This window comes from Pseudidiomarina aquimaris, from assembly GCF_003987395.1.
Classification (GTDB): Bacteria; Pseudomonadota; Gammaproteobacteria; order Enterobacterales; family Alteromonadaceae; genus Pseudidiomarina; species Pseudidiomarina aquimaris.
Window position 1 is genome coordinate 56,700 of record NZ_PIPT01000010.1, and the last position, 24,560, is coordinate 81,259.

Genomic DNA, 24,560 nt, shown 5'->3' on the forward strand with positions numbered 1-24,560 from the left:
CGAGTTCGACAAGGAATCTAAGCATGAGTTATCAGGTGCTCGCCCGTAAGTGGCGCCCGCATACTTTTAAAGAAGTGGTTGGCCAACAGCACGTTCTAAAACCCGTTATGAACGCGCTCACCTCAGGTCGACTGCACCATGCTTGGCTGCTTACCGGAACGCGTGGCGTCGGTAAGACAACCATTGCCCGAATTCTCGCCAAAAGTCTTAACTGTGAACAGGGCATCACTGCCGAACCTTGTGGTCAATGTGGTGCTTGTAAGGCAATTGACGAGGGGCGTTTTGTCGATTTGTTGGAAATCGATGCGGCGTCTCGTACTAAAGTCGAAGATACCCGTGAACTGCTGGATAACGTGCAATACAAGCCGACTCACGGGCGCTACAAAGTTTACCTCATTGACGAAGTTCACATGCTGTCACGGCATAGTTTTAATGCGCTGCTCAAAACGCTAGAAGAGCCGCCGGAACATGTGAAATTTTTGCTGGCGACGACCGATCCGCAAAAACTGCCCATTACGGTGTTATCGCGCTGCTTGCAGTTCAATTTGAAGGCCTTGGATCGCCAAGAGATTGCCAATCATCTCGGCTACGTGTTGCAACAAGAAGCGATCCCTTTCGATGAAGCAGCGTTGGTTGCAATTGCTCGTGCCGCGCGTGGCAGTATGCGTGATGCCTTGAGTCTTACCGACCAAGCGATTGCGCAGGGCGAACAACAGGTCACCATGGCCGGCGTGCAGCAAATGTTGGGTGCCGTACCTAGCTTTGAACTAGCGACCTTACTCGAGCAAATAGTCGCGGGACAGGGCGCTGATTTATTGACGACGTTAGCGCGGATAGCCGGACAGGTTCCTGATCTGAGTAACTTGTTGGGTGAAATGCAGAACTATGTGCATCAACTAGCCCTATATCAAGCGGTGCCAGAAGTGGCGGAAACCCTTGGATTGTCGGTTGAAGACCAACATTTGGCGCAACAGTTGCCGGCCGAGTTACTGCAAGTTTATTACGATATCCTCATTCAAGGTCGACGTGACCTCGACTACGCTGCTGAGGTTCGAAGCGGCGTTGAGATGACTTTGTTGCGCATGATGGCGTTTCGTCCCGAGCGTATTGAGCTTATGGAGCGCACGCCCGTAGATACGACAACGGTAACGACGACTAAGGCCGCACCTGCGAGTGCAGCTAAAGCCGCTCCCGAATCGGCACAGGGAACAGAACCTGCGCCCGCAACAGAGCCTGAGGTACCGCAGGAACAATTGTCCGAACCGGATCTGCCGCCTGAACCTGAATTTACAGCAGAGCCAGAGCTGCACGCGGAGCCACAAGTTGACCATGCTCCAGAGCCGCAGCCACAGCAACCGTCTGAGCCAGCTGCAACCACTGAAAACTCGCAGGATAGCTTGGCCTCGTTGTTGGAGACGCGGGCGATGCTGCAGCAAAAAAAAAATTCTGAGAAGCTGAAGGGCAACGAGGCTGCTGCGTCGGTTGTTAAGCCAACGCCCGTAGCTGCGCAGCCAGAACCCGAACCAGAACCAGAACCAGAGGTGTCGCCGAAGCCAGAAGCGCCAGAAGCACCAGCTCACGCGAGTGCAAAGCCAACACAAATGCAGGCGCCTCAGGCTGAAGCAGCATCACTGGAATCCCTAGCCATACCTGATGACACGCGCAGTGCAGCAGAAATCGACCGTTGGTCGGCTCTCATTGATAATCTTGAATTGACTGGCTTAGCACGGCAGTTGGCGCGCAATAGCGTACTAGAGAAACAAAACGAAAGTTACGTGCTGTGGGTGCGCGAGGAATGGCAGCACTTACTCAATGAATCGGTTGCGCAAGCAATTACGCAAGCATTGCAGGAAAATTTAGACCTGAAGTTAGCTGAAATTGCCTTGAAAAATACACCGCAGCCCACACCTTTTGAAATTCAGCAAGCCATTGACGCCAAGCGACTCACTGACGCCAAACAAAAATTGGCTGCAGATCCGCTAGCCCAAGCGCTACAACAGAACTTTGGTGCTGAGCTGTTAGACGACTCAGTACAACCGCTTTAAGAAACCAGACGAGGTAGATATGTTTAAAGGTGGAATGGGAAATATGATGAAGCAGGCGCAGCAAATGCAAGAGCGCATGCAAAAGGCCCAAGAAGAAATCGCGAACCTTGAAGTCACCGGCGAAGCGGGGGCTGGTATGGTGAAAGTAACCATGCTCGGTAACCATAACGTACGTCGTGTGCACATCGATCCAAGCTTGATGGAAGATGAAGACCAAGAAATGCTGGAAGACTTAATCGCGGCAGCGATTAACGATGCTGTGCGTCGTGTAGAGCAGACAACCAAAGAACGTATGGCTGAAGTGACTGGCGGTATGAACTTGCCACCAGGTATGAAGTTACCGTTTTAAAGGCTCAAGCAATGCGACTTAGTCCCGCAATCAGTGAACTTATAAGAGCATTGCGCATGCTCCCGGGCGTTGGGCCGAAGTCGGCGCAGCGGATGGCGTTCCAAATATTGGAGCGCCAACGTGAGGGTGGTCTACAACTGTCCCAAGCCTTGGCTCAGGCAGTTGAACGCGTAGGCCATTGTGAGGTGTGTCGCACGCTTACCGAAGCTCAAGTATGTGAGCTATGCAGCGACGACGCGCGGCGCAATAGCGGTCTGCTGTGTATCGTTGAGACGCCTGCCGATGTGTTGGCGATAGAGCAAACCGGTCAATATGCTGGTTGCTACTTTGTCCTCATGGGGCATCTTTCGCCGCTTGACGGCATTGGGCCGGAAGATATTGGTCTCGATCGTTTAGCAGAACGTCTCGCCGCCGACACGATTAGTGAGATTATTTTAGCAACCAACCCAACCATTGAGGGTGAGGCAACCGCGCACTACATCGCTGAATTAGCCCGCCAGCACAATGTTTCCACGTCACGTATCGCTCATGGAGTGCCGGTCGGCGGAGAACTGGAGTATGTCGATCAAGCTACACTAGGACATGCCTTCAGTGGACGTAAACGCGTCGAATTTGATTAAATTTTTCCTTGAAAACCCGCCAGGTGTCCCCATCTCTGTCTGAGTGTTAGCAACAATAGTGCAGGAGAGATCACTATGGCGGAGACCCGTCAAGCCGAAACCCATGGCTTTCAGACCGAAGTGAAGCAATTGCTTCATTTGATGATTCATTCGCTTTATTCAAACAAGGAAATCTTCCTACGCGAGTTGGTATCGAATGCCTCAGATGCCGCTGATAAATTGCGTTTTAAGGCACTGAGCGACAGCAATTTAATAGCTGATGATGCTGAACTGCGTGTCCGCGTGAGTGCCGATAAAGACGCCGGCACCATTACGATTAGTGACAACGGCATCGGCATGTCACGTGACGATGTTATGAGTAATCTCGGTACCATCGCCAAATCCGGCACCGCCGAGTTCTTTAGCCAGCTGTCAGGTGATCAAGCGAAAGATAGTCGTTTGATTGGTCAGTTCGGCGTAGGTTTTTATTCTGCATTTATCGTTGCCGATAGCGTGACAGTGCGCACCCGCGTTGCTGGAGCCGCAGCCAACGAAGCTGTGGAATGGCATTCCAAAGGCGAAGGCGAATTTGATATTCGTGTCATCGAGAAGGCCCAGCGCGGTACCGATATTATTTTGCATGTCCGTGAAGATGCGAACGAATTCCTCGACGAATTCCGTCTGCGCGGTATTATCACCAAGTATTCCGACCATCTCAGCATTCCAGTGGAAATGCCTGAGCGTGATGACGACGGCAAGCTAACTGAATGGAAAGCCGTGAACTCAGGTCAAGCGCTATGGACGCGGGAAAAAGCTGAGATTAGCGATGAAGAATACCAAGAGTTCTACAAAACCATTGCGCATGACTTTGAAGATCCACTGCTGTGGAGCCACAATAAAGTTGAGGGTACGCAGGAATACACCAGCCTACTGTACATTCCGAAGCGTGCGCCGTGGGATTTATGGAATCGCGAACAACAGCACGGCATTAAACTCTATGTGAAGCGCGTGTTTATCATGGATGATGCACAGCAGCTGATGCCGACTTATTTGCGTTTCGTGCGTGGTTTGATGGACTCGAATGATTTGCCATTGAACGTGTCACGGGAGATCTTACAAGACAACAAGATCACGCGTGCAATGCGCAGTGGCAGCACCAAGAAAGTCTTGGGTATGCTAAGCAAACTCGCAAAAGACGATCCTGAGCAGTATCAAGAGTTTTGGAATACCTTCGGTACGGTGTTGAAAGAAGGCCCAGCTGAAGACCACGCAAACCAGGAGAAAATTGCGGCGTTGCTGCGTTTTACCTCAACACATGAGGACAAAGCGGAAGCGACGGTAAGCTTAGATGCTTACCTAGAGCGCATGGCTGAGAAGCAAGATAAGATCTATTACATCGTTGCTGATAGCTATGAAGCTGCGCGTGATAATCCTGCACTCGAGATTTTCCGGAAAAAGGGTATCGAAGTCTTGCTGCTGTCAGAACGTATCGACGAGTGGTTGATGAGCCATCTTAGCGAATACAAAGAGAAGCAGTTCCAAAGCGTTACCCGTGGTGATCTCGACTTGGGCGACCTTGATGATGCAGAGGATAAAAAGCAGCAAGAAGAGCTGGAAAAATCCTTTGAGGATCAGGTCAAACGTTTTGAAAAAGCGCTTGGTGATAAAGTGAAGTCAGTGCGTGTTACTCACCGTTTGACGCAATCGCCAGCCTGTATTGTCACGGACGAGAATGACATGAGCACGCAAATGGCTAAGCTGATGGAAGCTGCCGGGCAAAAAGTGCCAGAAACTAAGTACATCTTTGAACTGAACCCTGAGCATAGCCTAGTGCAGCAGGTGGCCGCTTTGGATAATGACGAGAAGTTTGCCGAGTGGGCGAATCTCTTGCTTGACCAAGCAACCCTTGCCGAGCGTGGTAGCTTAAAAGACCCGGCTCAGTTTGTGACGCGTTTGAATCGACTGATGATGGAATTAAGCGCCGGCAAATTAAGCTAAAACATGGAGCATTGTCGACGAAAGTCGGCAATGCTCGGACTTGTATTGCACGCCGCTAGGCGGTAAAGTTCGACCTTAATCCAACGCACACCAACAAAACTAGGAAAGAGGGTTGTAAATGCGCATTATCCTGTTGGGCGCACCTGGCGCCGGGAAAGGTACTCAAGCGCAGTTCTTGATGAAAACTTTTGGGATTCCGCAAATCTCAACGGGTGACATGTTACGAGCTGCAATTAAGGCCGGTACTGAGTTAGGGCAACAAGCAAAAGCTGTCATGGACGCGGGTAAGCTGGTGTCTGATGATATTATGATTGGCCTAGTGAAAGAGCGTATTGCGCAACCTGATTGCCAAAACGGCTTCCTTCTTGATGGCTTTCCGCGCACCATCCCGCAAGCCGATGCGATGCAAGAAGCTGGCATCGATGTTGATGTAGTGCTGGAATTCGCTGTTCCTGATGACGTGATTGTCGATCGTATGAGCGGTCGTCGCGTGCACCCAGGTTCAGGTCGTGTTTACCACGTGGAGCACAACCCACCGAAGCAGGAAGGTAAAGACGACGTTACTGGCGAAGACTTGATTATTCGTGATGATGATAGAGAAGCAACAGTGCGTAAGCGCTTAGCTATTTATCATGAACAAACCGAGCCATTAGTGGCGTATTATCGTACACTAGCAGAGCAGGGCAAAACGGCGTTCCACAAAGTTGATGGTACCCGTAATGTTGAAACGATTAGTAAAGAGCTAGGTGAGTTGCTGGGTTAAGCAGCGCGTCAGCAAAGAATGTTTCGAAGCCCACCTTGTGTGGGCTTTTTTGTAGTCGACTTAAAAGGAGAATAACAATGGCTGTCGAATTACAAATTAGTATGATGTATGCAGGTCTTCTGACGCTGCTCTATTTCGCCTTGTCAGTGGCTGTCATTCGATTACGCTGGCGCGATCGCGTGGGTATCGGTACTGGCGATTCCAAAGACCTTGAAGTTGCCACACGTATTCACGCTAATTTCGCTGAATATGTGCCATTGATGCTATTGCTATTGGTGCTCATGGAACTGAGCGGGGCACCGGTGATGTTATTGCACGCAATGGGCGGCTTGTTATTTGTCGCGCGTATTTGTCATGCCTTAGGCCTGCGCATGAGCATTGGGCCATCGTGGGCACGCACGGTGGGTGTTCTTGGCACCTTTATTGTCTTGTTATTGCAAGCGGGTTACTTGTTGGGCTACGCATTCGGGATGGCAGTATGACCACGGACTCAATGCAGGGGATCCAGCGTTTCGGTAACAGTAACGGCCCCAGCTTGGTGTTGTTGCATAGCTCGCAAAGCAATACCAGCCAGTGGCGAGCTTTGATCCAGCAGTTGCAAGCCGACTACGACATCATTGGTGTTGATTTAATTGGCTATGGTAAAGCACCGAAAGCTGAGGTTGAACAAGTTGAAGCGTTTCGCTTTAGCGATGAAGTTCCACGCATTGTGGCGGGTGTTAAAGCTTTGCTTGGCAGCAAACCGGTGACGCTTATCGGCCATTCCTACGGTGGTGCTCTAGCACTGAAGTTAGCGCTGGAAAACTTGCTAAATGTGCAAGCGGTTGCGGTGTTTGAACCGGTCGCTTTTCACGTACTCGAAGCAAATGAACCGGCACGACAGGAAATTGAAGCCATTGCGACGCAAATGGACGCGACCGATCCGGTCGGCAGCACTGCAACCTTTGTTGATTATTGGAACCAACCAGGCTTTTTTGCAGCATTGCCCGCAAAAGTACAACAGTTGATGGCCAGCCAAGCAGAAAAAGTGGCGATGGATTTTGCCGCGTTAATGGGCGAGCCGCACAAGTTAGTGGATTACAGCAAGTTGGCGCAACCGGTGTTATTGCTAACCGGAAGCAAAACCCAACACAGCGCTCAACGCGTGGCTGAGCAGTTGCAGCGGGTGTTGCCTGATGTTCGTACTAAACAGCTTGATTGTGGCCACATGGGGCCACTGACGCATCCGCAGCTCGTCAATCCAGAGTTATGTGGCTTTATTTCCACGTATGCGAGTACGGCGGAGGCGGTCCGTGACTGATGCCTACGTTGCCGGCGGCAAAGCCGCACGGGAACAGTTCGCCTTATGGCGCTCGCAACCGCAATTCGTCTATTTAGACAGTGCGGCGAGTTGCCAAGTGCCAGAGACGGTGTTGCAGGCTTACCTCGATTATTATCAACACGGCCATGCAAATGCGCACCGCGGTAGCTACCCGCTGGCGCAACAGGCGACCGCACAACTCGAGCAAGCGCGTCAAGAGTTAGCAAACTGGATCGGAGCTCAGGCCAACGAAGTCGCATTTACCGCTGGTGCAACGCACAGCCTGAACATGCTCGCACAAGGCTTACAGCTAGACTGGCAGGCCGGCGATGAAATTGTGTTGTCACGGGCCGAACACCACTCGAACTTTTTACCCTGGCTACGCCTGGCAGAAAAACACGGGCTAACGATCCGTTGGCTTGATTTGGATCCTTGCACTGGGAACCTTGCGGCTGATTGGCAAGACGTCGTGACAGAGCGCTGTAAGCTCGTCGCCGTAACTTTAGCGAGTAATGTCACCGGACAAGTTTTACCGGTGGCGGAAATCGCAAAGCGAGCGCGAGCGCAGGGGGCTTTGACCATTGTTGATGCGGCGCAAGCGGTTGGTTCTCTAACACTCGATGTCGTCGCCTTAGGTTGCGATGCACTGACTTTTTCAGCGCACAAAATGTACGGAGTTACTGGCTGCGGCGTGTTGTATTTGACCACCCAACTCCAGGCGCAGCTTGAGCCATGGCTGGTCGGTGGCGGGATGGTGACGGAGGTTACTGAAGCCAGCTCGCAATGGGTAAGTGGTGTGCAGCAATTCGAAGCAGGGACACCGAATACCGCCGCGATTATTGCCTGTGCTGCAGCGGCGCGTTGGCTCAACGAGCAACGTGAGGCGGGCTTAAGTTGTTATTTACAAAGGCTCACGCATAACCTGCGCGAGCAGTTATCCCAACGGCAATGGTTGCAGTTAGTGCCGCCACAGTCGGACAGCACAAGCTTACCCTTGATAAGTTTTTTTAGCTCTGAAGTACATGCTTTTGACTTGGCGAGTTATCTTGCTGAACATTCGATTGCCGTGCGGGCCGGTAGCCATTGTGCACAGCCATTATTGCAGTTTTGGCAGCACACAGCGGTGGTCAGAGTGTCGCTTGCAGCCTATAATACCGCCGCTGATTGTGAGCGCTTATGCGCCGTACTCGATGAAGCCTATCAGCTTTTTACTGAAGCAGAATAAAAACCTACCGAAGAGAAATTTCCATGAGTAAGCTGTCATGAGCCGAACTGCGCAATTACCTCGCCCCGATCACTGGTGGCGCGAATCGAAAAAGCTTGCCCGTTTAACGGGGCCGATTTTGGTTGCGCAACTGACCCAAATGTTGATGGGGGTGGTTGATACCGTCATGGCGGGTCGTGTCAGTGCAACTGATTTGGCGGCTGTCTCGGTGGGTGGGAGTATTTGGTTTCCTTCGACCTTATTGGTGTTTGGCATGGGGCTTGCCCTCGCGCCCATCATTTCGCATTTCGATGGTGCGAATAAGCGCCATAAAGTCGCCAATATGGTGCAACAAGGCTTTTATGCAGCGTTGATTGGTAGCTTGCTGTGTGTCGCGGTGATTTTCTCTGCGCCGCTGATCCTTAACGCCATGGCGGTAGAAGATAACTTCCGCACCATTACCCTTGATTACTTAGGCTATTTGATTTGGGCGGTACCGGCTCTGGTGCTGTATATGGTGCTGCGTAACTTTTGTGAAGGCTTGTCGCACACGGTGCCCTCGCTGGTGATTGGCATCATCGGTTTATTAGTTAATATTCCCGCAAACTACATCCTTATTTATGGCAAGTTTGGCACGCCAGCAATGGGAGGAGCGGGTTGTGGATTAGCCACCGCAATCGTATTGTGGGTAATGGCTCTCGGCTTGCTGGTCTATGTGTTGTGGGCCAAGCGTTTTAAAGCCATTGGGGTGTTTCAACAATGGTTTAAGCCTGATTGGGACGATATTTGGTACATCGTACGTCTCGGCTTTCCAATTGCCACCGCAATGTTCTTTGAAGTTAGCTTATTTGCCGCCGCCGCGCTCGTCATCGCCCCTCTAGGTGCGACCATGGTTGCGAGCCACCAAATAGCGCTGAATATTTCATCGTTAGTTTATATGGTGCCATTGAGCCTCTCGATGGCGGTTACGCTGCGCGTCGGTTTTGCGCTGGGCGCCGGCAACCCTGCCAATGCCATGCTCAGCCATAAGTTGGCCACAATTTATGGGATGACCTTCGCTGCAGTCAATGGCTTGATCATGTGGTTGGCCGGCGGTTGGTTGGCGAGTTTGTATACGCCAGATCAGGGGGTTATAAACTTAGCTGCAACATTAATGGGCTTGGCTGCAATCTTTACTCTTTCAGATACCTTCCAAGCCGTGGCCATGGGGACCTTGCGCGGTTACAAAGACACCAAAGCGGTAATGTTTATCACTTTTGTGTCGTATTGGCCGTTTGGGTTAACCATCGGTATTTTACTGTCGCGGACAGATATCATCGTGCCGGCAATGGGCGCGGCGGGTATGTGGATTGGCTTTATTATCGGTTTGTCGATTGCCGCAGTGTTGCTCACTTGGCGTTTACGCAAAGTCAGCCAGCGCTACGACCGCAATCTATTAGCTGGAAACCTCAAAGAAAGCGCTGCCGATTAACGGCGGCGCTGTTCTAACACGGCAAGCACATCACTTAAATCCAGCCCTTCACTATGTAGCACCACGAGCAGGTGATACAGCAGATCGGCACTTTCGTTGAGTAGTTCCTCACGGTCATGCGTGGCAGCAGCCAACGCGACTTCTACACCTTCTTCACCCACTTTTTGCGCTGCACGCTTGGTACCTGCGGCGAGTAACTGTTCGGTATAGCTTTTGCTGTCAGCGTTGGCAACGCGCTGTTGTACGACGCGCATCAGCTGGGCCAAGGTCGGTTGTTCGCTAAACTGTTCACTGCTAAAACAGCTCTCGCTACCGAGGTGGCAGGTGGGGCCAGCGGGCAGAGCACGAATCAGCAAGCTATCCGCGTCACAGTCACTATGCACGCTGATTAACTTTAGGGTATTCCCTGAACTCTCACCTTTGCACCATAAGCGTTCTTTGCTGCGGCTGTAAAAAGTGACCAACTCACTCATTAACGTTTGTTCAAGCGCCGCAGGATTCATATAGCCCTGCATGAGCACCGTGCCATTATGTGCATGCTGCACAATGGCCGGCAGCAAATCATTTTGCTTAGCAAAATCGAGTTGGCTTAGGTTTTCTAGTGTGACTCGCATTATGTTGTCCTTCTCAGTAACGCATTGGAATGCCAGCAGCTTGTAGCTGTTGCTTTAATTCGGCAATAACTACGGTGTTTTTATGAAAAACCGAGGCCGCCAAGGCTCCATCGACGTTGGCTTGCTCGAACACCTGCTGGAAATGGTCGGCATGACCGGCACCACCTGAGGCAATCAGAGGCACTGGGCAGATCTTACGCATGGTCTGCAGTTGGGCAATATCATAACCTTTGCGGACACCGTCCTGATTCATGCAGTTCAAAACGATTTCGCCCGCTCCGCGAGCTACGACTTCTTGCAGCCATTCGGCGGTTTGCCAACGGGTGCGCTGGCTTTTACTTTCATCGCCAGTGAACTGATACACCAAATAACGGCCACTTTCGGCGTCAAAGAAACTGTCGATACCAATAACAATGCACTGTTGACCGAACTCATCGACCAAACGATTAATTAATTCAGGTTCGCGCAACGCTGGTGAATTGACGGATATCTTATCAGCCCCCATGGCCAACAGCTCGCGTGCTTGATCAATGGAGCTAATACCACCGGCCACAGTAAAAGGAATATCAATACGACGCGCGATGCGCTCAACCCAAGATTTGTCGACAACGCGCGCATCTGACGACGCGGTGATGTCGTAAAATACCAGTTCGTCGGCACCGGCCGCTGCGTAGCGCTCAGCTAGGGGCTCGATGTCACCGATGATCTCATGGTTGCGAAATTGCACACCTTTGACGACTTGGCCATCGCGCACATCGAGGCAAGGAATTATGCGTTTTGCCAGCATGCGAACGCCTCCTCTAAGGTGAATTTACCAGTCAATAATGCTTTCCCCAAAATTGCACTGTCACAACCAAAAGCGCGCAAGTGCTTGAGGTCTTCAAGCTGCGCGGCGCCACCAGAGGCTTGAATAACCAGTTGCGGATAGCGTTGTTTGAGGTTTTGATACAGCTCAAGATTGTAGCCGCCGAGCATACCGTCTTTGGCAATATCGGTGCATAAGACGTGACGCAATCCGTACGGCAAAAAGCGTTCAATCGCTTGCTCGAGGGTTAGCTCCGAGGTTTCCTGCCAGCCGTGCGTTGCCACATAGGCATTGCCATCGTCAGCAATGCTGACGTCAAGTGACAGCACAATGGCATCACTGCCAAACTCTTCAAGCCAAGCAGCCACCAGCTCAGGTTGTTTGACCGCTAATGAGCCGATAACGACGCGCTGGATACCGCAGGCAAAAAGCTGTTCGAGGTCCTGGCGCTGGCGGATACCGCCGCCTACTTGTAGCTTCATGGGCAGTTGTCCAGCGAGGCGCTTTAGGGTGGCCACTTGACGCTGTGAGGGGTCGCGGGCGCCATCTAAATCGACGACATGTAACCACTCGGCTCCAGCCTTTGCATATTTTTGGGCGATCGGCAGAGGGTCGCTGGCAAAGGTTGTTTGGCGAGCAAAATCGCCTTGCTGCAAACGTACGACTTCGCCGTTAATCAGATCAAGCGCGGGTATCAGCATCGCTCAACTCCATAAAGTTTTTCAAAATTTGTGCTCCGACTGCGCCTGAACGTTCTGGATGGAACTGTGCACCAAAGTAATTGTTCGAGTGAATCATCGAGGCGAAGCGTTGTCCGTAGTCGGTACTCGCAATGGTGTACTTGTCGGGAGCAACCGCAAAACTGTGGACAAAATAGCAATAGGCTGGCGCCGAAATACCACGCAAAAGTGGGTTTTCGCCGACTTCAGAGACGGTGTTCCAGCCCATGTGCGGTAGCGGTTGTCCGGTATTCTCCAGTGCTACGGTGCGGGCAGGGATCAGACCTAAACAATCCACATCGCCCTCGGCTGACCACTCTGTCATAAGCTGCATGCCAAGACAGATACCTAAGACCGGTTGCTGCAGTTCGCGCAAGGTAACGACCAAGTCTAAAGCTTGTAGGTTGCGCATCGCGGCTTTGGCCGTGCCAACGCCGGGCAATACCACGCGCTCTGCACTGCGGATCTGGGCTGCATCGGCGGTAATAAGCGGCTTCACACCCAGCCGCTCAAAGGCAAACTTTACCGAAGACAGGTTGGCACAAGAGGTATCGACAATGACTAAACTCATGCCAACATCCCTTTGCTCGATGGCAGTGCGCCATCGCCCGTGCGCGCGACAGCTTGACGTAGTGCCCGGCCAAAGACTTTAAACAGGCTCTCCACTTGGTGGTGACTGTTGCCCTCGGTGGTGCTGACGTGCAGCGAAACCGCCATGGCATCGGCAATCGAGCGGAAAAAGTGTGCAACCATCTCGGTCGATAGCTCACCGACTTGTGGACGGCTAAAATCTGCAGAGAATTGCAGATACGGGCGACCTGACAGGTCGATCAAACACTCCGCACGACACTCATCCATCGGCAGTGCAAAACCAAACCGGCCAATCCCTCGCTTATCACCCAAGGCTTGGCGCAGCGCTTGACCGAGTGCTAAGGCAGTGTCTTCGACGGTGTGGTGTTCGTCGATATGTAAGTCACCTTTTACCGCAATCTGCATGCTAATGCCGGCGTGTGTCGCGATTTGTTCTAACATGTGGTCGAAAAAGCCAACACCGGTGCTAATAGCAATAGGGCCTTGGGCATCAAGATCGACATCGATCTGGATCGCAGTTTCCTTGGTGGTGCGGTTCACGCTTGCGGTACGTGGACGATCCAAGAGTTGGTGTTGAATCGCTTGCCAATTCAGCTGCTCACGGTCGTAGCGTAAACCTCGGACTCCCATGTTTTCGGCGAGTTGAATGTCGGTCTCGCGATCGCCAATCACATAGGAATCGGTAAAGTCGATTTTCCCTTGTTGCAGGTAGTCTTTGACGAGGCCTAAATTCGGTTTGCGGCAGCTACAGTTGTCTTCCGGAAAGTGCGGACAAATCAACACTTCATCGAAGCGAACGCCCTGAGACTCAAACACTGCCATCATCAGATCGTGCGGCGCGTCAAAGTCGGCTTGTGGAAAACTGTCCGTGCCTAAGCCATCTTGATTGGAGACCATAACTAAGCGGTAGCCTTTTCCTTGCAAGGCTAATAAGGCAGGGATCACCCCAGGCTCAAAGACAAGCTTACTGATGCTGTCGAGTTGCTTATCCACCGGTGGCTCTTCAACCAATGTGCCGTCGCGGTCGATAAATAAAATACGTTGTGCACTCATGCGGGGAGTACCTCCAATAAACGGTCCATTTCGGCAGCATTACCGATACTAATACGAATACATTGGCCAAGGCCACGTTGACTTGATTGATTACGGATCAAGACACCTGCGTGTTGGCAATGCGTGACGAGCGCGGCTGCATCGGGCACATTGACCAAGACGAAATTGGTGACGCTCGGCCAAATCGCTTTTGCCCAGCTACGGTTTGTTAAGTCAGCCAGCAAACGCTCGCGTTGCTTCAGTGTTTGGGCAAGTTGCGCTTGCATTTCAGCTATCGCTGGCTCGGATAACGCTTGCGTTGCGCCTGCGATGGTTGGCTCTGGCAATGGATACGGAGCAATAACTTTGCGCAGTATTTCAATTAATTCAGGTTGGGCCAGCGCAAAACCGCAACGTAGTGCCGCCAAACCGAAAGCTTTCGATAAGGTTCGTAGCACGACCAATTGTGGGTAGCGTGCGAGCCATTCGGCGATGCGGCGTTGACTCGATTCGGTGGCAACGAACTCAATATAGGCTTGATCGAGCACCACTAAGGCGTCTTGGCCCACGGCTTCAAGCAGTTGCTCAATACGCGCGGCGTCGACCTCGTTGCCGAGTGGATTCGATGGGCTGCAAACAAAGATCAGCTTAACGCGCGTTTGGCTGGTATCGCGGACTCGACCCACCATCGCTTCGACGTCGAGTTGTAAACTACCGTCAGCGGCTTTCTGCAAAGGGCAGTCCACGACATCAGCACCATGGGTCGCCGCGCTAATGGCATACATGCCATAGGTGGGGGTGGTGATCATCACCGCATCCTCACGCGGCTCACAGAAACTGCGTATTAATAGTTCGATGGCCTCGTCGCTGCCCCGGCAACTTAGAACTTGCCCGAGTGCTATACCCGCATAATCAGCGTAAGCTTGATTCAACGCATTGCTTTGAAAACTCGGATAGCGGTTCCAGTCATTTTGTTGCGGAAAGGCCGGCGTTTGTGGCGCTTCGTTGGCATTGAGCCAGACGGAGCCTCCACTCATGCTGCGTCGCGCCGACTGATAAGGCGTGATGTCTGCTAAGTGCGCGCGCTGAAGTTGACCAATAAAGCTGTTTTGTGTGCTCATGAGTTCGACTCCTGTAAGCGCACCGTGACCGCTCGTGCGTGTGCATCGAGGCCCTCAGCTTCGGCCAGTGCGACGATGGCGTCGGCAAGTCCGACTAAGCCTTCGCGTGTCGCTTTTTGACTGGTGTAGCGACGGAAAAAGTCGAGCAAGCCAAGACTGCTGACGGTGTCAGCAAAACCGTAGGTCGGTAACACGTGATTGGTGCCGGTGGCGTAATCACCGCCTGATTCAGGAGTGAAGGCACCAATAAACAGCGAACCTGCATTCGTTAATTGCTCGGCCAGTTGTTCTGCATCTGCAGTTTGCACGGATAAGTGCTCGGGCGCATAAGCTTGACTGATAGCCACGGATTCTGCGAGGTCGCGCACTTGAATCAGTGCACTGTTAGAAAGCGCCTGTGCAGCTGTACTGGCGCGTGAAAGCTGCGCCAATTGCAGCTCTAACTGTTGCTGGACTGCAGTTAACTGTGCGGCAGAATCGGTTAATAGAACCACTTGTGAATCGGCGCCGTGTTCAGCTTGCGAGAGTAAATCAGCGGCAACATAGGCTGGATTCGCATCGGCGTCAGCAATCACCATTAACTCTGAAGGACCCGCCGGCATATCAATCGCTGCCCCTGCAGGATCTTGTGATACGGCCTGCTTAGCAGCGGTGACGAAGCTGTTGCCGGGGCCGAAGATCTTATTCACTTTGCCGATAGTTTCGGTGCCGTAGGCGAGGGCGGCAATGGCTTGTGCGCCTCCACAGCGGTAGATTTCGGTGATCCCACACTTCTGTGCCGCGTAAAGCAACGCTGGTGCCAGTTCACCTTGCTGATTCGGCGGGCTAACCAACACCACGCGCGGGCAGCCAGCTAATTGTGCGGGCACACCCAACATCAGCGCCGTAGAAGGCAATACCGCAGTGCCACCCGGAATGTACAAGCCCACAGCGCTCATTGGCGTGTAGCGCAGTTGACACTCAATTCCTGGTGCCGTTTCTAAGCAAATATTTTGCGGTTGCTGTGCCGCGTGAAATTTCTGAATGGTGCTGTAAGCCGTGTCGATGGCACTTTTCGTGCGGGCATCTAGTTTAGCTAGTTGTGCCTCGATGCGCTCGCGAGGGTAACGCAATTCGGTTAAGTCGGCACAATCAAACTGCTGGGTATAGCGCACGACGGCGGCATCACCTTCAGTGCGCACGGCAGTGATGATACTCGCCACGGTCGCATTTAATTCGCTCGACACCCGTTGCGTTGGGCGCTGCAATAACTGCGTTTGTTCAGCACTGCTTAACTCGGCCCAATTGAAGCAACGCTCTTGTAAACGAACATCGGTCGCTGACATGGTGATTACCCCATCATTTTTTCGATCGGTAGCACGAGAATCGAGCTACAACCAATCGCTTTAAGTTCTTCCATTGTTTCCCAAAAGAGGGTTTCGGTGCTGACCATGTGCACCGCAACAAGCTCATCGGTGTGGCTTAGTGGCAGAATCGTTGGATCCTCTGCTCCTGGCAGCAACGCCGCAACTTGTTCGAGCGCCTTGCGCGGTGCGTGCAGCATGATGTACTTGCTCTCGCGTGCCATCTGCACGCCATCTAAACGCGGCAACAACTGATCAATCATGGCTTGTTTTGCTGCGTTCAGTGACTCAGGACGCTGGATCAACTGCGCCTGACTGGTAAAGATCACATCTTTTTCGACCAAGCCATTCGCTTCGAGCGTGGCTCCTGTTGAGACGAGGTCACAAATAGCGTCGGCTAGACCAAGACGTGGCGCAACTTCAACGCTACCGGTCAAAATTGCAGTTGAAGCATTGACCCCTTGTTTCTTCAGGTAATTTTGCAAAAGGTAAGGGTAGGTCGTAGCAATACGCTTGCCGGCGAGATCTTGCACGCCTTGATAAGCGTCTTCTTTCGGTACTGCCAGAGATAGACGGCATTGGCCGAATTCCAACGCACGCAGGCGCTTTACTTCAGCGGGTAACGAGGTTGCGAGACGCTCGAGACGGACTTCTTCCAGTACGTTTTCACCGACCAAACCCAAATCAACCACGCCATCCATTACTAAGCCGGGAATGTCGTCATCACGAACGCGCAACAGATCGATAGGTTGGTTGTTGCTGTGCGCTAATAAACGTGATTCGTGCAGGGTAAATTTAACTCCACAGGCTTCCAGTAACTTAATCGACTCTTTGCTCAGTCGACCTGACTTTTGAATCGCTATCGTTAAACGTTTTGAGTTGGTATCTACAACCATGAATAAATCTCCTATAAAAAAACCCCGAAAGGTTGCCTTTCGGGGTTTTAAAGTGATGAAGGCAACCACCAACGTGTTAGCCTTCCGCGTTTACAACGAGGCTAACTCAAATGTCCGAAATGATGGTGGTGCCAAGTTGTATAACGCATAATAATTTCCCAATTGCTTTGCAATATTCAAAGTTGGAGCCAATTGTATAGATATGATTTGGTCGTTTCAACCTTGCTTTTGAAGGTTTTTGTTATTTCTTGTATGGCAACTTGTATAACTTTTATGGCGCCATTTTCCTCGACGGTTACATAGCCATTCAGCCCTTATTACGCTAATCTAGCCGGTAAAGTTCATCAGTGCTGTAGACACATCTTCATGACCCAAGTGACTTCCTATTTTAAGCCTGATAGTGCGCTCGCCAAGGCACTACCTGGTTTTGCCCCGCGTCCCGCGCAAACAGAGATGGCGGCGGCGATTGCCAAAACCTTGAAGAGTAAAGGGCAGTTGGTGGTTGAGGCCGAAACAGGAACAGGTAAAACCTACGCCTACCTCGTCCCGATCTTGAAGAGTTCGGGCCGAGCGATGATCTCGACCGGAACCAAGGCACTGCAGGAGCAACTTTTTCACCGCGATTTACCTGCCTTACGTGATGCGATTGCACCTGAAAAGCAAGTAAGCTTGTTAAAAGGTCGCAGTAACTATCTTTGCATCCATCGCCTCGAACAAGCGCAAGCGCAAGGCAATGATCTGTCACTGGTGGTGCAGAAACAGGTTATTGAGGTGAAGCGGTGGGCGCTGCACACAGAAGATGGCGACGTGGGCGGCCTAAGCAGCTTGCCTGAAGATGCCGAAGTGCTACCTCATGTAACCAGTACCGTGGATAACTGCCTCGGGCGTGACTGCCCCAGTTATGACGATTGCTACCTCGTCAAGGCACGCAAACGTGCCCTTGAGGCAGATATCGTAGTCGTCAATCATCATCTGTTTTTTGCCGATATGGCGCTCAAGGACGTCGGCTTTGGCGAATTAATCCCCCACGCCGACGCCTTGGTTTTTGATGAGGCACATCAGTTGCCAGATATTGCCAGTCAGTATTTTGGTGAAGCCCTCGGTAGCCGTCAGTTAAGCGAGATGGCACAAGACGCGAAGACGATTTATCTCACCGAGCTTAAAGATTTACGGCAACTCGATAAAGCCGCAGATAAACTCCTAGGTAGTTTGCGCGACTGGCGATTGGCGTTTCCACTGGATCCGCAACGTGGCAATTGGCGTCAGTTGGCACAGGATGACAAGATCGAAGCGGCAGCAGGGCAGCTTAGCGAAAGTCTCGAGTTCTTTCGCGAGGTGGTCAAAGGAGCATTGGGCCGGAGCCAGGACCTGGATACGCTGTATGAACGTTGCGTACAGTTCATCCATATTTGGCAGTTGCTACAAGACACCCAACGCACCGGATATAGCTTTTGGTTTGAGACGACTCCGCGGCATGTGGTCTTGCACCAAACACCGCTGCAAGTCGCTGACAAGTTTGGTAGTTATGTTCGTGCTTCTGAGGCTGCCTGGGTGTTTACTTCGGCGACACTAGCGATTGGCGATGACTTTGGTCATTTTACCCGCCTGCTTGGCTTGGAGACTGCGGAGACGTTGTGTTTGCCGAGTCCTTTTGCTTTTAGTGAGCAAGGGATCCTGTGCGTGCCACGCTTCTTACCGCAGCCGCAGCAACGTGAAATGCTTGATACCTTGCTCCAGATAACCACACAGGTGCTCGATGCCAACCCGCGCGGCGGCACCTTCGTGCTATTTACCAGTCATCGCATGCTGCAGCTCGTAGCGCGACAATTGGAAAACCTCACTGACCGGCCCTTGTTTGTTCAGGGCTCGACCAATAAGCGCGAACTGCTCGCAGATTTCATCGCTGCGGGGAATGGTGTGTTGCTCGGCACGTCTTCGTTTTGGGAAGGCGTCGATGTGCGTGGCTCAGCGCTCACCTGTGTGATCATCGATAAGTTGCCGTTTGGTTCGCCGGATGATCCTTTGTTGCAGGCGCGAATTGAAGACTGCCGCATGCGTGGAGCAGAGCCGTTTACTCAGGTACAATTACCGCCAGCCGTGATTGCTTTGAAACAAGGGGCAGGACGCTTGATTCGTGACCGCGGTGACCGTGGAGTGCTGATTGTTTGTGACCAACGCCTGGTTACCAAGCCCTATGGACAACTTTTTGTGGCGAGCTTGCCGCCTTTAAAGCGCACGCGCGACTTAACTCAAGCGCTCGAGTTTTTAACAGAAATAAACGGAGAAACATCTGCATGACCGCTGTCTTGCTTGCCATCGACACTGCGACTGAGCAGTGCTCAGTTGCCTTAAAAGTAGGCGATAAACTTTATCAACGTGCAGCAATCACCCCGCGAGAACACTCGCAGCGGGTGCTGGGATTTGTTGACGAAGTGCTTGCTGAAGCCGGCGTGACCCTCGGCGACGTTGAAGGCATCGTGTGTGGTTACGGACCAGGTAGTTTTACCGGCGTGCGGATTGGTGTGGCAATTTGCCAAGGCTTAGCTTTTAGTCACACTTTACCGGTTTATCCCGTCTCTACTTTAGCAGCGTTGGCACAACAGGCGGTGCGTTTGCATGGCGCGCAAAGCGTGCTAAGTGCCATTGATGCACGAATGAACGAAGTTTATCTTGCCGCTTACACAATGCAGGGTGAAAAATTGCTCGAGACTGTTGCGCCGCAAATGGCGCCGTTAGCTGCAGTGTCTGAACAACCTTGGTGGCAAACGCTGACCGCCAGCGGAAATGATGCTGAACTTAGTCAGCAGCAGGCTATCCAAGTAACAGGAGCCGGAACAGGTTGGCAAGCTTATGGTGAGGCATTAAACCCGAACCAACAGGTACACGTATTCGATGATGTGACCTTGCCATTGGCGGTTGATATGCTGACCCTGGCCCAAGACGTACAGCCGGTAGCAGCAGAACAACTCGAGCCATTGTATGTGCGCAATGAAGTTACCTGGCAAAAGTTACCCGGGCGTAGCTAAAAGGAGTACGAATGATGTTGAAATATTGGCTGGCAGCACTTGCAGCGTTAACCCTAAGTGCATGTTCGGCAGTGCCTGATGAGTTGGCAGTTGCTGAAAATACCAATTCGGTGAATTACACCACAGCGCTCGAGAACCCAGAAATGACGGAAGGACAAACAGCGCGTTGGGGCGGTGTCATTGCCGAAGTCCGTAACAATGATCGCGGTACTATCATTGAAGTGGTGAATTACGAACTCAATTCTTACGGTCGTCCAATTCCGTCCGATAGCAGTGATGGTCGTTTCCGTGCTCTGATTGACGGTTTCATAGACCCCATGGTTTATGAAAAAGGCCGCAGCGTAACTTTTACGGGTACCGTGGGCGCACCTATCGAAGACAAAATCGATGAATTCCCGTATTTATTTCCGACCTTGAATGTAAGTGGTAAGTACTTGTGGAAAGAAATCGAGAAAAACACAGCCGAAGTCGATTATAGCTCCCTTTGGTATCGTCACTACTGGTATTCACCGCCGTATCGCGTGTACTACCCTGTACCCGTGCGGACACAGCCCAAAACGGATAACGACGGCGGTAACTAAAAATGACGGAACATTTTGCACAGGCTCGGCACTCTGCCGAGCCTGTTTCATTTCAGCTAAACTGGGGCCAAGTGTCGGGGCTACGTTGGGGCGCTGCGAACGGCAAAGTGATTCTTGCCCTGCACGGCTGGCTTGATAACGCACACAGTTTTCTACCCATTGCTGAAGCCTTTGTTGCCAGCGACTTAGCGCAAGACTATCAACTGGTCGCTTTAGACTGGCCAGGGCACGGCCACTCAGATCATCGGCCGGCGGGCAACTATTATCCATTTCTTGATTACGTCTACGATGCAATCCAAATCTGTGAACAACAGCGCTGGCAGCAGGTTGCTTTACTAGCTCATTCGATGGGTGCTTTTGTCGGTAATCTATGGGCTGGCATCGAACCCGAGCGTATTACGCACTTATTGTCGATTGAAGCCTTTGGCCTGTTAAGTAGCCCAGAAAGCGCTATTCTTGAAGATATTCGGCAGGGGTTTCGCAGTCGCCTAAAACAACAAGGCAAACGGCGTCCACATTATCCTGATTTCTCGTCCGCTGTAGCGGCGCGTGCGCAAGCGGGAGATTTTTCTGCAGAACTCGCCAGTGTGCTGGTTGAGCGCGGGATCGAACAACTTGCAGAAGACGATTTTCGCTTTCGCGCCGACGGTCAACTGCGGACGAAGTCAGCGCTGCGGCTATCGCCATTGCAAATTCGCACTGTACTCGAAGCGATTCGTTGCCCATTTACGTTAATTCTTGGAACACAAGGGCATAAAGACCGGCTACAGATCGCTCTCAATGAATGGCGGCATGCCGTGCCACATTTAGAAGTGGTTGAAGTTGCAGGCGGTCATCATGTTCATATGGAACAACCAGATGCGGTGTGGCGCCTGTTTACTGCGTTGTTGGCAGGGCAAAACGGCTAGTCTAAACTGGTCGGATATGCGATGATTGGCAAAAACTAGAATGAGTCAGGAGCACAAGCGCGTGGAAAAAATTTGGTTAAAACGCTATCCGGCAGGGGTCCCTGAAGAAATTGACCCAAATCATTTTAATTCGCTGGTCGACATTTTTGAGCAGAGTGTTACAGCTTATGGTGATCGTCCCGCATACGTGAATATGGATCATGAGATGTCCTTTCACGAGTTGGATGAAGAGTCGAAAAAGTTTGCTGCTTACTTGCAGGCGAAAGGCCTGAAGAAAGGCGACGCAGTTGCTGTAATGATGCCGAATCTTTTGCAGTATCCAGTGGCTTTATTTGGGATTTTGCGCGCTGGTATGACAGTTGTGAATGTCAACCCACTCTACACACCGCGCGAATTAAAGCATCAATTAAGCGATGCCAAAGTTAAAGGCATTGTGATTTTAGAGAACTTCGCTCATACACTGGAAAAAGTCACAGCGGATCTTAACGAACTCAAACACATCATCTTGACCGGAATCGGCGATTTATTGCCAGCGCCGAAACGCTGGATCGTTAATTTCGTCGTGAAGTATGTAAAACGCATGGTGCCGAGCTATTCGCTGAAAGGTGCGGTAGCGTTTAATGACGTCCTAGCAAAAGGCGCGAAAGCCAAGTATGAACGTCCGAATATGACGGGCGATGATTTGGCCTTTTTGCAGTACACGGGGGGCACCACCGGGCTCGCGAAAGGGGCAATGCTTTCGCATCGTAATATGGTAGCTAACCTCGAGCAGGTTTCAGCGGTTGTTGCGCCGCTCGTCAACGACGGCGAAGAAACGATTATCACTGCGCTGCCGCTCTATCATATCTTTGCGTTGACGGCGAATTGCCTGACGTTCATGAAGCATGGTGGTAAAAACATTCTCATCACTAATCCGCGTGATATGGCTGGCTTTGTCAAAGAACTTAGTAAGCATCCATTTTCGATCATTTGTGGAGTTAACACGCTGTTTAACGGCTTGTTGAATACTTCCGGTTTTAAAGATTTGGATTTCTCCAATCTCAAGATCGCTTTGGGCGGTGGAATGGCGGTGCAACGCTCAGTTGCCGAACATTGGGAACGCGTTACCAAATCACGCCTGTTGGAAGGTTATGGCCTGACCGAGTGCTCGCCAGTGGTTACGGTAAACCCTACGGATATCGAACATTACAACGGTAGTATCGGTGTACCTTTACCTTCAACGTTGGTGCGCGTGGTCGATGTCGACACTGGCGAAGAAGTCGCGCAGGGTGAAGAAGGTGAGTTGCAGGTTCAAGGCCCGCAAGTAATGGTTGGTTATTTGAATCGCCCTGATGAAACCGACAAAGTCATGAAAGACGGCTGGTTCATGACCGGCGATATCGGCAAAATGGACGAAAACGGCTTCTTCAAGATCGTTGACCGCAAAAAAGATATGATTTTGGTCTCGGGCTTTAATGTTTACCCGAACGAAATCGAAGATGTCTTGGTTGCTCATCCGAAAGTGCTTGAGGCTGCCGCGGTAGGCGTGCCACATGATTCTTCAGGTGAAGCAGTGAAAGTCTTCATCGTGCGCAAAGACGACTCACTAACGGAACGTGAATTGATTGATTTTGCACGTGAAAACATGACCGGATATAAAGTACCGAAGTTCGTTGAATTCCGTGATGAACTACCCAAAACAAATGTTGGTAAAATCTTACGTCGCGAACTGCGTGACGAGGAAGAAGCCAAAGCTGGGGCGAGCAAAGACGCGTGAGTCAGTCGTACCAGTTAATCACCGATTCCGCTGCCTTGTTGGCCTTCTGCCAACAAGCGCAGCAGGCACAATTTCTCGCTGTTGATACCGAATTTGTCCGCACCCGCACCTATTATGCCAAACTAGGCCTCGTCCAGGTGCAGGCTGATGAAGTGATCGCCTTGATCGATCCGATTGCACTACAGGCCAATCGCACGGACGATGGTTTAACCCCGCTCTGGGATTTATTTGCAGATCCCCAAAAAACGCTGGTGATTCACGCTGGCGGAGAGGATTACGAGATCTTAAATCTGCATATGGGCACGTTGCCGAATGCGATCTTTGATACGCAAATTGCTTCAGCAATGTTGGGCGAGGGCGACGCCTTAGGTTACGCTGCGATGATTGAGCAGCGACTTGGGGTTGAATTGGATAAGTCGCAGTCGCGCACAGATTGGATGCAGCGGCCGCTGGCGCCTGAGCAACTCGACTATGCTGCGGCAGATGTACTTTACCTTTCGCAAGTTTACCCGCAATTGCTAAAGCAAGCTGAAGAACAAGGCAAGCTCGATCTCATTCTGCAAGAGAGTGCTTGGCAGGCGGAAAAACGCGCGCAGCAAATCCCCGATACTTGGTTATTTTTGCATTTTGGTAACGCCTGGCAGTGTAATCCTGAGCAGCTGAGTGTGCTACGTGAGCTGGTTGCATGGCGGGTTGAGCGCGCGCGAAACGCAGATTTACCGCTAGGGTTCATTGCGAAAGATCACGTACTACTCGACATCGCACGCCGTATGCCCAGTAGTAAAAGCCAATTGCACGGTATCAAGGAGTTATCGTCAGTAACGGTGCGCTATGCGGGTGAGCAAATGCTTGAAGCGATTCGTCGTGGCCAAGACAACGGACCACTCGAACTGAAGCTTCAGCGCATTAATGATATCCGCGGCTATAAGGTTCTGTTCAACAAAATCAAAGCGCTGGCGCAAGATGTTGCCAACGAGTTGGCTATTCCTGCTGCTTTGGTTGCCTCGCGTCGGCAAATTAACGATGTTTTGCATTGGTGTGTGCAAATTCCATCGCAAGCACAACACGAATTACCGCTACCTGACTTGTTTGCAAGCTGGCGTGGCGCTAAGCTAAGAGCATCGATTGAAGCCCTGATTAACGAGAGCGATTAACACATGTTGTGTGCGGTCTATCGCAGTCCCAAGCGTGCGGACACCTATTTGTATTTGGCGCATCCAGCCGACTTTTCCGTATTGCCTGAAACCTTAGCGAAAAGCTTTGGGAAGCCGCAACACGTAATGACCATCGCGCTGACCGAACAGCGAACTTTAGCCCGCTTGAGTGTGTCAGAGCTTAAGGAACATCTGAAAGATCCGGGCTTTTACCTACAGATCCCACCCCCGCCAGAAAATTTATTAAAAAAGGAGTTGGCAAAATGAGAAAGCTCATCAGTGTAG

Annotated in this window: 24 protein-coding genes; 16 read left to right on the forward strand and 8 right to left on the reverse strand. The window is 51.6% G+C overall.

Annotated features, from left to right (window positions below; genetic code table 11):
- Window positions 1–23 precede the first annotated feature (23 nt).
- The 9 genes from dnaX (at window position 24) to CWE21_RS12160 (ending at window position 9,729) form a co-directional block, all read left to right on the forward strand.
- Window positions 24–2,045, forward strand: a complete 2,022-nt coding sequence (dnaX, locus tag CWE21_RS12120) for a DNA polymerase III subunit gamma/tau (RefSeq protein WP_126834707.1) — start codon at window positions 24–26, stop codon at window positions 2,043–2,045.
- Between the two features lie 19 nt (window positions 2,046–2,064).
- The gene (locus CWE21_RS12125) at window positions 2,065–2,394 is read left to right on the forward strand and encodes a YbaB/EbfC family nucleoid-associated protein (RefSeq protein WP_126770825.1); all 330 of its coding nucleotides are present in this window, start codon (window positions 2,065–2,067) and stop codon (window positions 2,392–2,394) included.
- 11 nt (window positions 2,395–2,405) lie between these two features.
- A complete protein-coding gene (recR, locus tag CWE21_RS12130; RefSeq protein WP_126834708.1) occupies window positions 2,406–3,014 on the forward strand; it encodes a recombination mediator RecR in 609 nt (202 codons plus the stop codon).
- Between the two features lie 75 nt (window positions 3,015–3,089).
- Window positions 3,090–4,991 carry a molecular chaperone HtpG gene (gene htpG, locus CWE21_RS12135; protein ID WP_126834709.1) on the forward strand — a complete coding sequence of 634 codons (1,902 nt, stop codon included), beginning with the start codon at window positions 3,090–3,092 and terminating at the stop codon, window positions 4,989–4,991.
- A gap of 118 nt (window positions 4,992–5,109) precedes the next feature.
- On the forward strand, window positions 5,110–5,754 hold the full coding sequence (gene adk, locus CWE21_RS12140) for an adenylate kinase (RefSeq protein WP_126834710.1): 645 nt from the start codon (window positions 5,110–5,112) through the stop codon (window positions 5,752–5,754).
- Window positions 5,755–5,831: 77 nt separating this feature from the next.
- Window positions 5,832–6,236: an MAPEG family protein gene (locus tag CWE21_RS12145; RefSeq protein ID WP_126834711.1), complete on the forward strand. Its 405-nt coding sequence runs from the start codon at window positions 5,832–5,834 to the stop codon at window positions 6,234–6,236.
- Window positions 6,233–7,054: an alpha/beta fold hydrolase gene (locus tag CWE21_RS12150; RefSeq protein WP_241970296.1), complete on the forward strand. Its 822-nt coding sequence runs from the start codon at window positions 6,233–6,235 to the stop codon at window positions 7,052–7,054. The genes CWE21_RS12145 and CWE21_RS12150 overlap by 4 nt, the downstream gene beginning before the upstream one ends.
- Window positions 7,047–8,279 carry an aminotransferase class V-fold PLP-dependent enzyme gene (locus tag CWE21_RS12155; RefSeq protein ID WP_157982773.1) on the forward strand — a complete coding sequence of 411 codons (1,233 nt, stop codon included), beginning with the start codon at window positions 7,047–7,049 and terminating at the stop codon, window positions 8,277–8,279. The genes CWE21_RS12150 and CWE21_RS12155 overlap by 8 nt, the downstream gene beginning before the upstream one ends.
- 37 nt (window positions 8,280–8,316) lie before the next feature.
- Window positions 8,317–9,729 carry an MATE family efflux transporter gene (locus tag CWE21_RS12160; protein ID WP_126834713.1) on the forward strand — a complete coding sequence of 471 codons (1,413 nt, stop codon included), beginning with the start codon at window positions 8,317–8,319 and terminating at the stop codon, window positions 9,727–9,729.
- Here CWE21_RS12160 and hisIE read toward each other — a convergent pair.
- The 8 genes from hisIE to hisG are packed head-to-tail and all read right to left on the reverse strand — an operon-like array spanning window position 9,726 to window position 16,850.
- Complete coding sequence (gene hisIE, locus CWE21_RS12165; RefSeq protein ID WP_126834714.1) at window positions 9,726–10,343, reverse strand: bifunctional phosphoribosyl-AMP cyclohydrolase/phosphoribosyl-ATP diphosphatase HisIE; 618 nt, start codon at window positions 10,341–10,343, stop codon at window positions 9,726–9,728. The two genes, CWE21_RS12160 and hisIE, sit on opposite strands and share 4 nt — an antisense overlap.
- 13 nt (window positions 10,344–10,356) lie before the next feature.
- On the reverse strand, window positions 10,357–11,130 hold the full coding sequence (gene hisF / locus CWE21_RS12170; RefSeq protein WP_126834715.1) for an imidazole glycerol phosphate synthase subunit HisF: 774 nt from the start codon (window positions 11,128–11,130) through the stop codon (window positions 10,357–10,359).
- Window positions 11,112–11,849, reverse strand: a complete 738-nt coding sequence (hisA, locus tag CWE21_RS12175) for a 1-(5-phosphoribosyl)-5-[(5-phosphoribosylamino)methylideneamino]imidazole-4-carboxamide isomerase (protein ID WP_126834716.1) — start codon at window positions 11,847–11,849, stop codon at window positions 11,112–11,114. Before hisA ends, hisF begins: the two co-directional genes overlap by 19 nt.
- Window positions 11,830–12,438, reverse strand: a complete 609-nt coding sequence (gene hisH / locus CWE21_RS12180; RefSeq protein WP_126834717.1) for an imidazole glycerol phosphate synthase subunit HisH — start codon at window positions 12,436–12,438, stop codon at window positions 11,830–11,832. The genes hisA and hisH overlap by 20 nt, the downstream gene beginning before the upstream one ends.
- Complete coding sequence (hisB, locus tag CWE21_RS12185) at window positions 12,435–13,511, reverse strand: bifunctional histidinol-phosphatase/imidazoleglycerol-phosphate dehydratase HisB (RefSeq protein ID WP_126834718.1); 1,077 nt, start codon at window positions 13,509–13,511, stop codon at window positions 12,435–12,437. Before hisB ends, hisH begins: the two co-directional genes overlap by 4 nt.
- Window positions 13,508–14,611, reverse strand: coding sequence for a histidinol-phosphate transaminase (gene hisC / locus CWE21_RS12190; protein ID WP_126834719.1), 1,104 nt, complete (start codon window positions 14,609–14,611; stop codon window positions 13,508–13,510). Before hisC ends, hisB begins: the two co-directional genes overlap by 4 nt.
- Window positions 14,608–15,936, reverse strand: a complete 1,329-nt coding sequence (hisD, locus tag CWE21_RS12195) for a histidinol dehydrogenase (protein WP_126834720.1) — start codon at window positions 15,934–15,936, stop codon at window positions 14,608–14,610. Before hisD ends, hisC begins: the two co-directional genes overlap by 4 nt.
- Window positions 15,937–15,941: 5 nt before the next feature.
- Window positions 15,942–16,850: an ATP phosphoribosyltransferase gene (hisG, locus tag CWE21_RS12200; protein WP_126834721.1), complete on the reverse strand. Its 909-nt coding sequence runs from the start codon at window positions 16,848–16,850 to the stop codon at window positions 15,942–15,944.
- A gap of 366 nt (window positions 16,851–17,216) precedes the next feature.
- Between hisG and CWE21_RS12205 the strand changes: the two genes are divergently transcribed.
- The 7 genes from CWE21_RS12205 (at window position 17,217) to CWE21_RS12235 (ending at window position 24,542) form a co-directional block, all read left to right on the forward strand.
- Window positions 17,217–19,148: a DNA repair helicase YoaA gene (locus CWE21_RS12205; protein ID WP_126834722.1), complete on the forward strand. Its 1,932-nt coding sequence runs from the start codon at window positions 17,217–17,219 to the stop codon at window positions 19,146–19,148.
- Window positions 19,145–19,876 (forward strand): tRNA (adenosine(37)-N6)-threonylcarbamoyltransferase complex dimerization subunit type 1 TsaB, encoded by a 732-nt coding sequence (gene tsaB / locus CWE21_RS12210; RefSeq protein ID WP_126834723.1) that lies wholly within the window; start codon window positions 19,145–19,147, stop codon window positions 19,874–19,876. The genes CWE21_RS12205 and tsaB overlap by 4 nt, the downstream gene beginning before the upstream one ends.
- An 11-nt stretch (window positions 19,877–19,887) precedes the next feature.
- Window positions 19,888–20,457: a Slp family lipoprotein gene (locus tag CWE21_RS12215; RefSeq protein WP_241970297.1), complete on the forward strand. Its 570-nt coding sequence runs from the start codon at window positions 19,888–19,890 to the stop codon at window positions 20,455–20,457.
- A 2-nt stretch (window positions 20,458–20,459) separates the two neighbouring features.
- Window positions 20,460–21,365 carry an alpha/beta fold hydrolase gene (locus CWE21_RS12220; RefSeq protein WP_126834724.1) on the forward strand — a complete coding sequence of 302 codons (906 nt, stop codon included), beginning with the start codon at window positions 20,460–20,462 and terminating at the stop codon, window positions 21,363–21,365.
- 61 nt (window positions 21,366–21,426) lie between these two features.
- Window positions 21,427–23,121 (forward strand): long-chain-fatty-acid--CoA ligase FadD, encoded by a 1,695-nt coding sequence (gene fadD / locus CWE21_RS12225; protein WP_126834725.1) that lies wholly within the window; start codon window positions 21,427–21,429, stop codon window positions 23,119–23,121.
- A complete protein-coding gene (gene rnd / locus CWE21_RS12230; RefSeq protein ID WP_126834726.1) occupies window positions 23,118–24,275 on the forward strand; it encodes a ribonuclease D in 1,158 nt (385 codons plus the stop codon). The genes fadD and rnd overlap by 4 nt, the downstream gene beginning before the upstream one ends.
- A 3-nt stretch (window positions 24,276–24,278) precedes the next feature.
- Window positions 24,279–24,542: a YcgL domain-containing protein gene (locus tag CWE21_RS12235; protein WP_126834727.1), complete on the forward strand. Its 264-nt coding sequence runs from the start codon at window positions 24,279–24,281 to the stop codon at window positions 24,540–24,542.
- The last annotated feature ends 18 nt before the right edge of the window (window positions 24,543–24,560 follow it).

Excerpts from the sequence above, each read along its gene's own strand:
- CWE21_RS12160 (WP_126834713.1), top strand. The coding sequence starts at position 8,317 with ATGAGCCGAACTGCGCAATTACCTCGCCCCGATCACTGGTGGCGCGAA.
- CWE21_RS12145 (WP_126834711.1), top strand. The coding sequence starts at position 5,832 with ATGGCTGTCGAATTACAAATTAGTATGATGTATGCAGGTCTTCTGACG.
- CWE21_RS12235 (WP_126834727.1), top strand. The coding sequence starts at position 24,279 with ATGTTGTGTGCGGTCTATCGCAGTCCCAAGCGTGCGGACACCTATTTG.
- hisG (WP_126834721.1), bottom strand. The coding sequence starts at position 16,850 with ATGGTTGTAGATACCAACTCAAAACGTTTAACGATAGCGATTCAAAAG.
- hisA (WP_126834716.1), bottom strand. The coding sequence starts at position 11,849 with ATGCTGATACCCGCGCTTGATCTGATTAACGGCGAAGTCGTACGTTTG.
- CWE21_RS12220 (WP_126834724.1), top strand. The coding sequence starts at position 20,460 with ATGACGGAACATTTTGCACAGGCTCGGCACTCTGCCGAGCCTGTTTCA.
- tsaB (WP_126834723.1), top strand. The coding sequence starts at position 19,145 with ATGACCGCTGTCTTGCTTGCCATCGACACTGCGACTGAGCAGTGCTCA.
- CWE21_RS12150 (WP_241970296.1), top strand. The coding sequence starts at position 6,233 with ATGACCACGGACTCAATGCAGGGGATCCAGCGTTTCGGTAACAGTAAC.
- hisF (WP_126834715.1), bottom strand. The coding sequence starts at position 11,130 with ATGCTGGCAAAACGCATAATTCCTTGCCTCGATGTGCGCGATGGCCAA.
- CWE21_RS12205 (WP_126834722.1), top strand. The coding sequence starts at position 17,217 with ATGACCCAAGTGACTTCCTATTTTAAGCCTGATAGTGCGCTCGCCAAG.
- hisC (WP_126834719.1), bottom strand. The coding sequence starts at position 14,611 with ATGAGCACACAAAACAGCTTTATTGGTCAACTTCAGCGCGCGCACTTA.
- CWE21_RS12125 (WP_126770825.1), top strand. The coding sequence starts at position 2,065 with ATGTTTAAAGGTGGAATGGGAAATATGATGAAGCAGGCGCAGCAAATG.
- adk (WP_126834710.1), top strand. The coding sequence starts at position 5,110 with ATGCGCATTATCCTGTTGGGCGCACCTGGCGCCGGGAAAGGTACTCAA.
- hisB (WP_126834718.1), bottom strand. The coding sequence starts at position 13,511 with ATGAGTGCACAACGTATTTTATTTATCGACCGCGACGGCACATTGGTT.
- dnaX (WP_126834707.1), top strand. The coding sequence starts at position 24 with ATGAGTTATCAGGTGCTCGCCCGTAAGTGGCGCCCGCATACTTTTAAA.
- recR (WP_126834708.1), top strand. The coding sequence starts at position 2,406 with ATGCGACTTAGTCCCGCAATCAGTGAACTTATAAGAGCATTGCGCATG.
- CWE21_RS12215 (WP_241970297.1), top strand. The coding sequence starts at position 19,888 with ATGATGTTGAAATATTGGCTGGCAGCACTTGCAGCGTTAACCCTAAGT.
- hisD (WP_126834720.1), bottom strand. The coding sequence starts at position 15,936 with ATGTCAGCGACCGATGTTCGTTTACAAGAGCGTTGCTTCAATTGGGCC.
- htpG (WP_126834709.1), top strand. The coding sequence starts at position 3,090 with ATGGCGGAGACCCGTCAAGCCGAAACCCATGGCTTTCAGACCGAAGTG.
- hisIE (WP_126834714.1), bottom strand. The coding sequence starts at position 10,343 with ATGCGAGTCACACTAGAAAACCTAAGCCAACTCGATTTTGCTAAGCAA.
- hisH (WP_126834717.1), bottom strand. The coding sequence starts at position 12,438 with ATGAGTTTAGTCATTGTCGATACCTCTTGTGCCAACCTGTCTTCGGTA.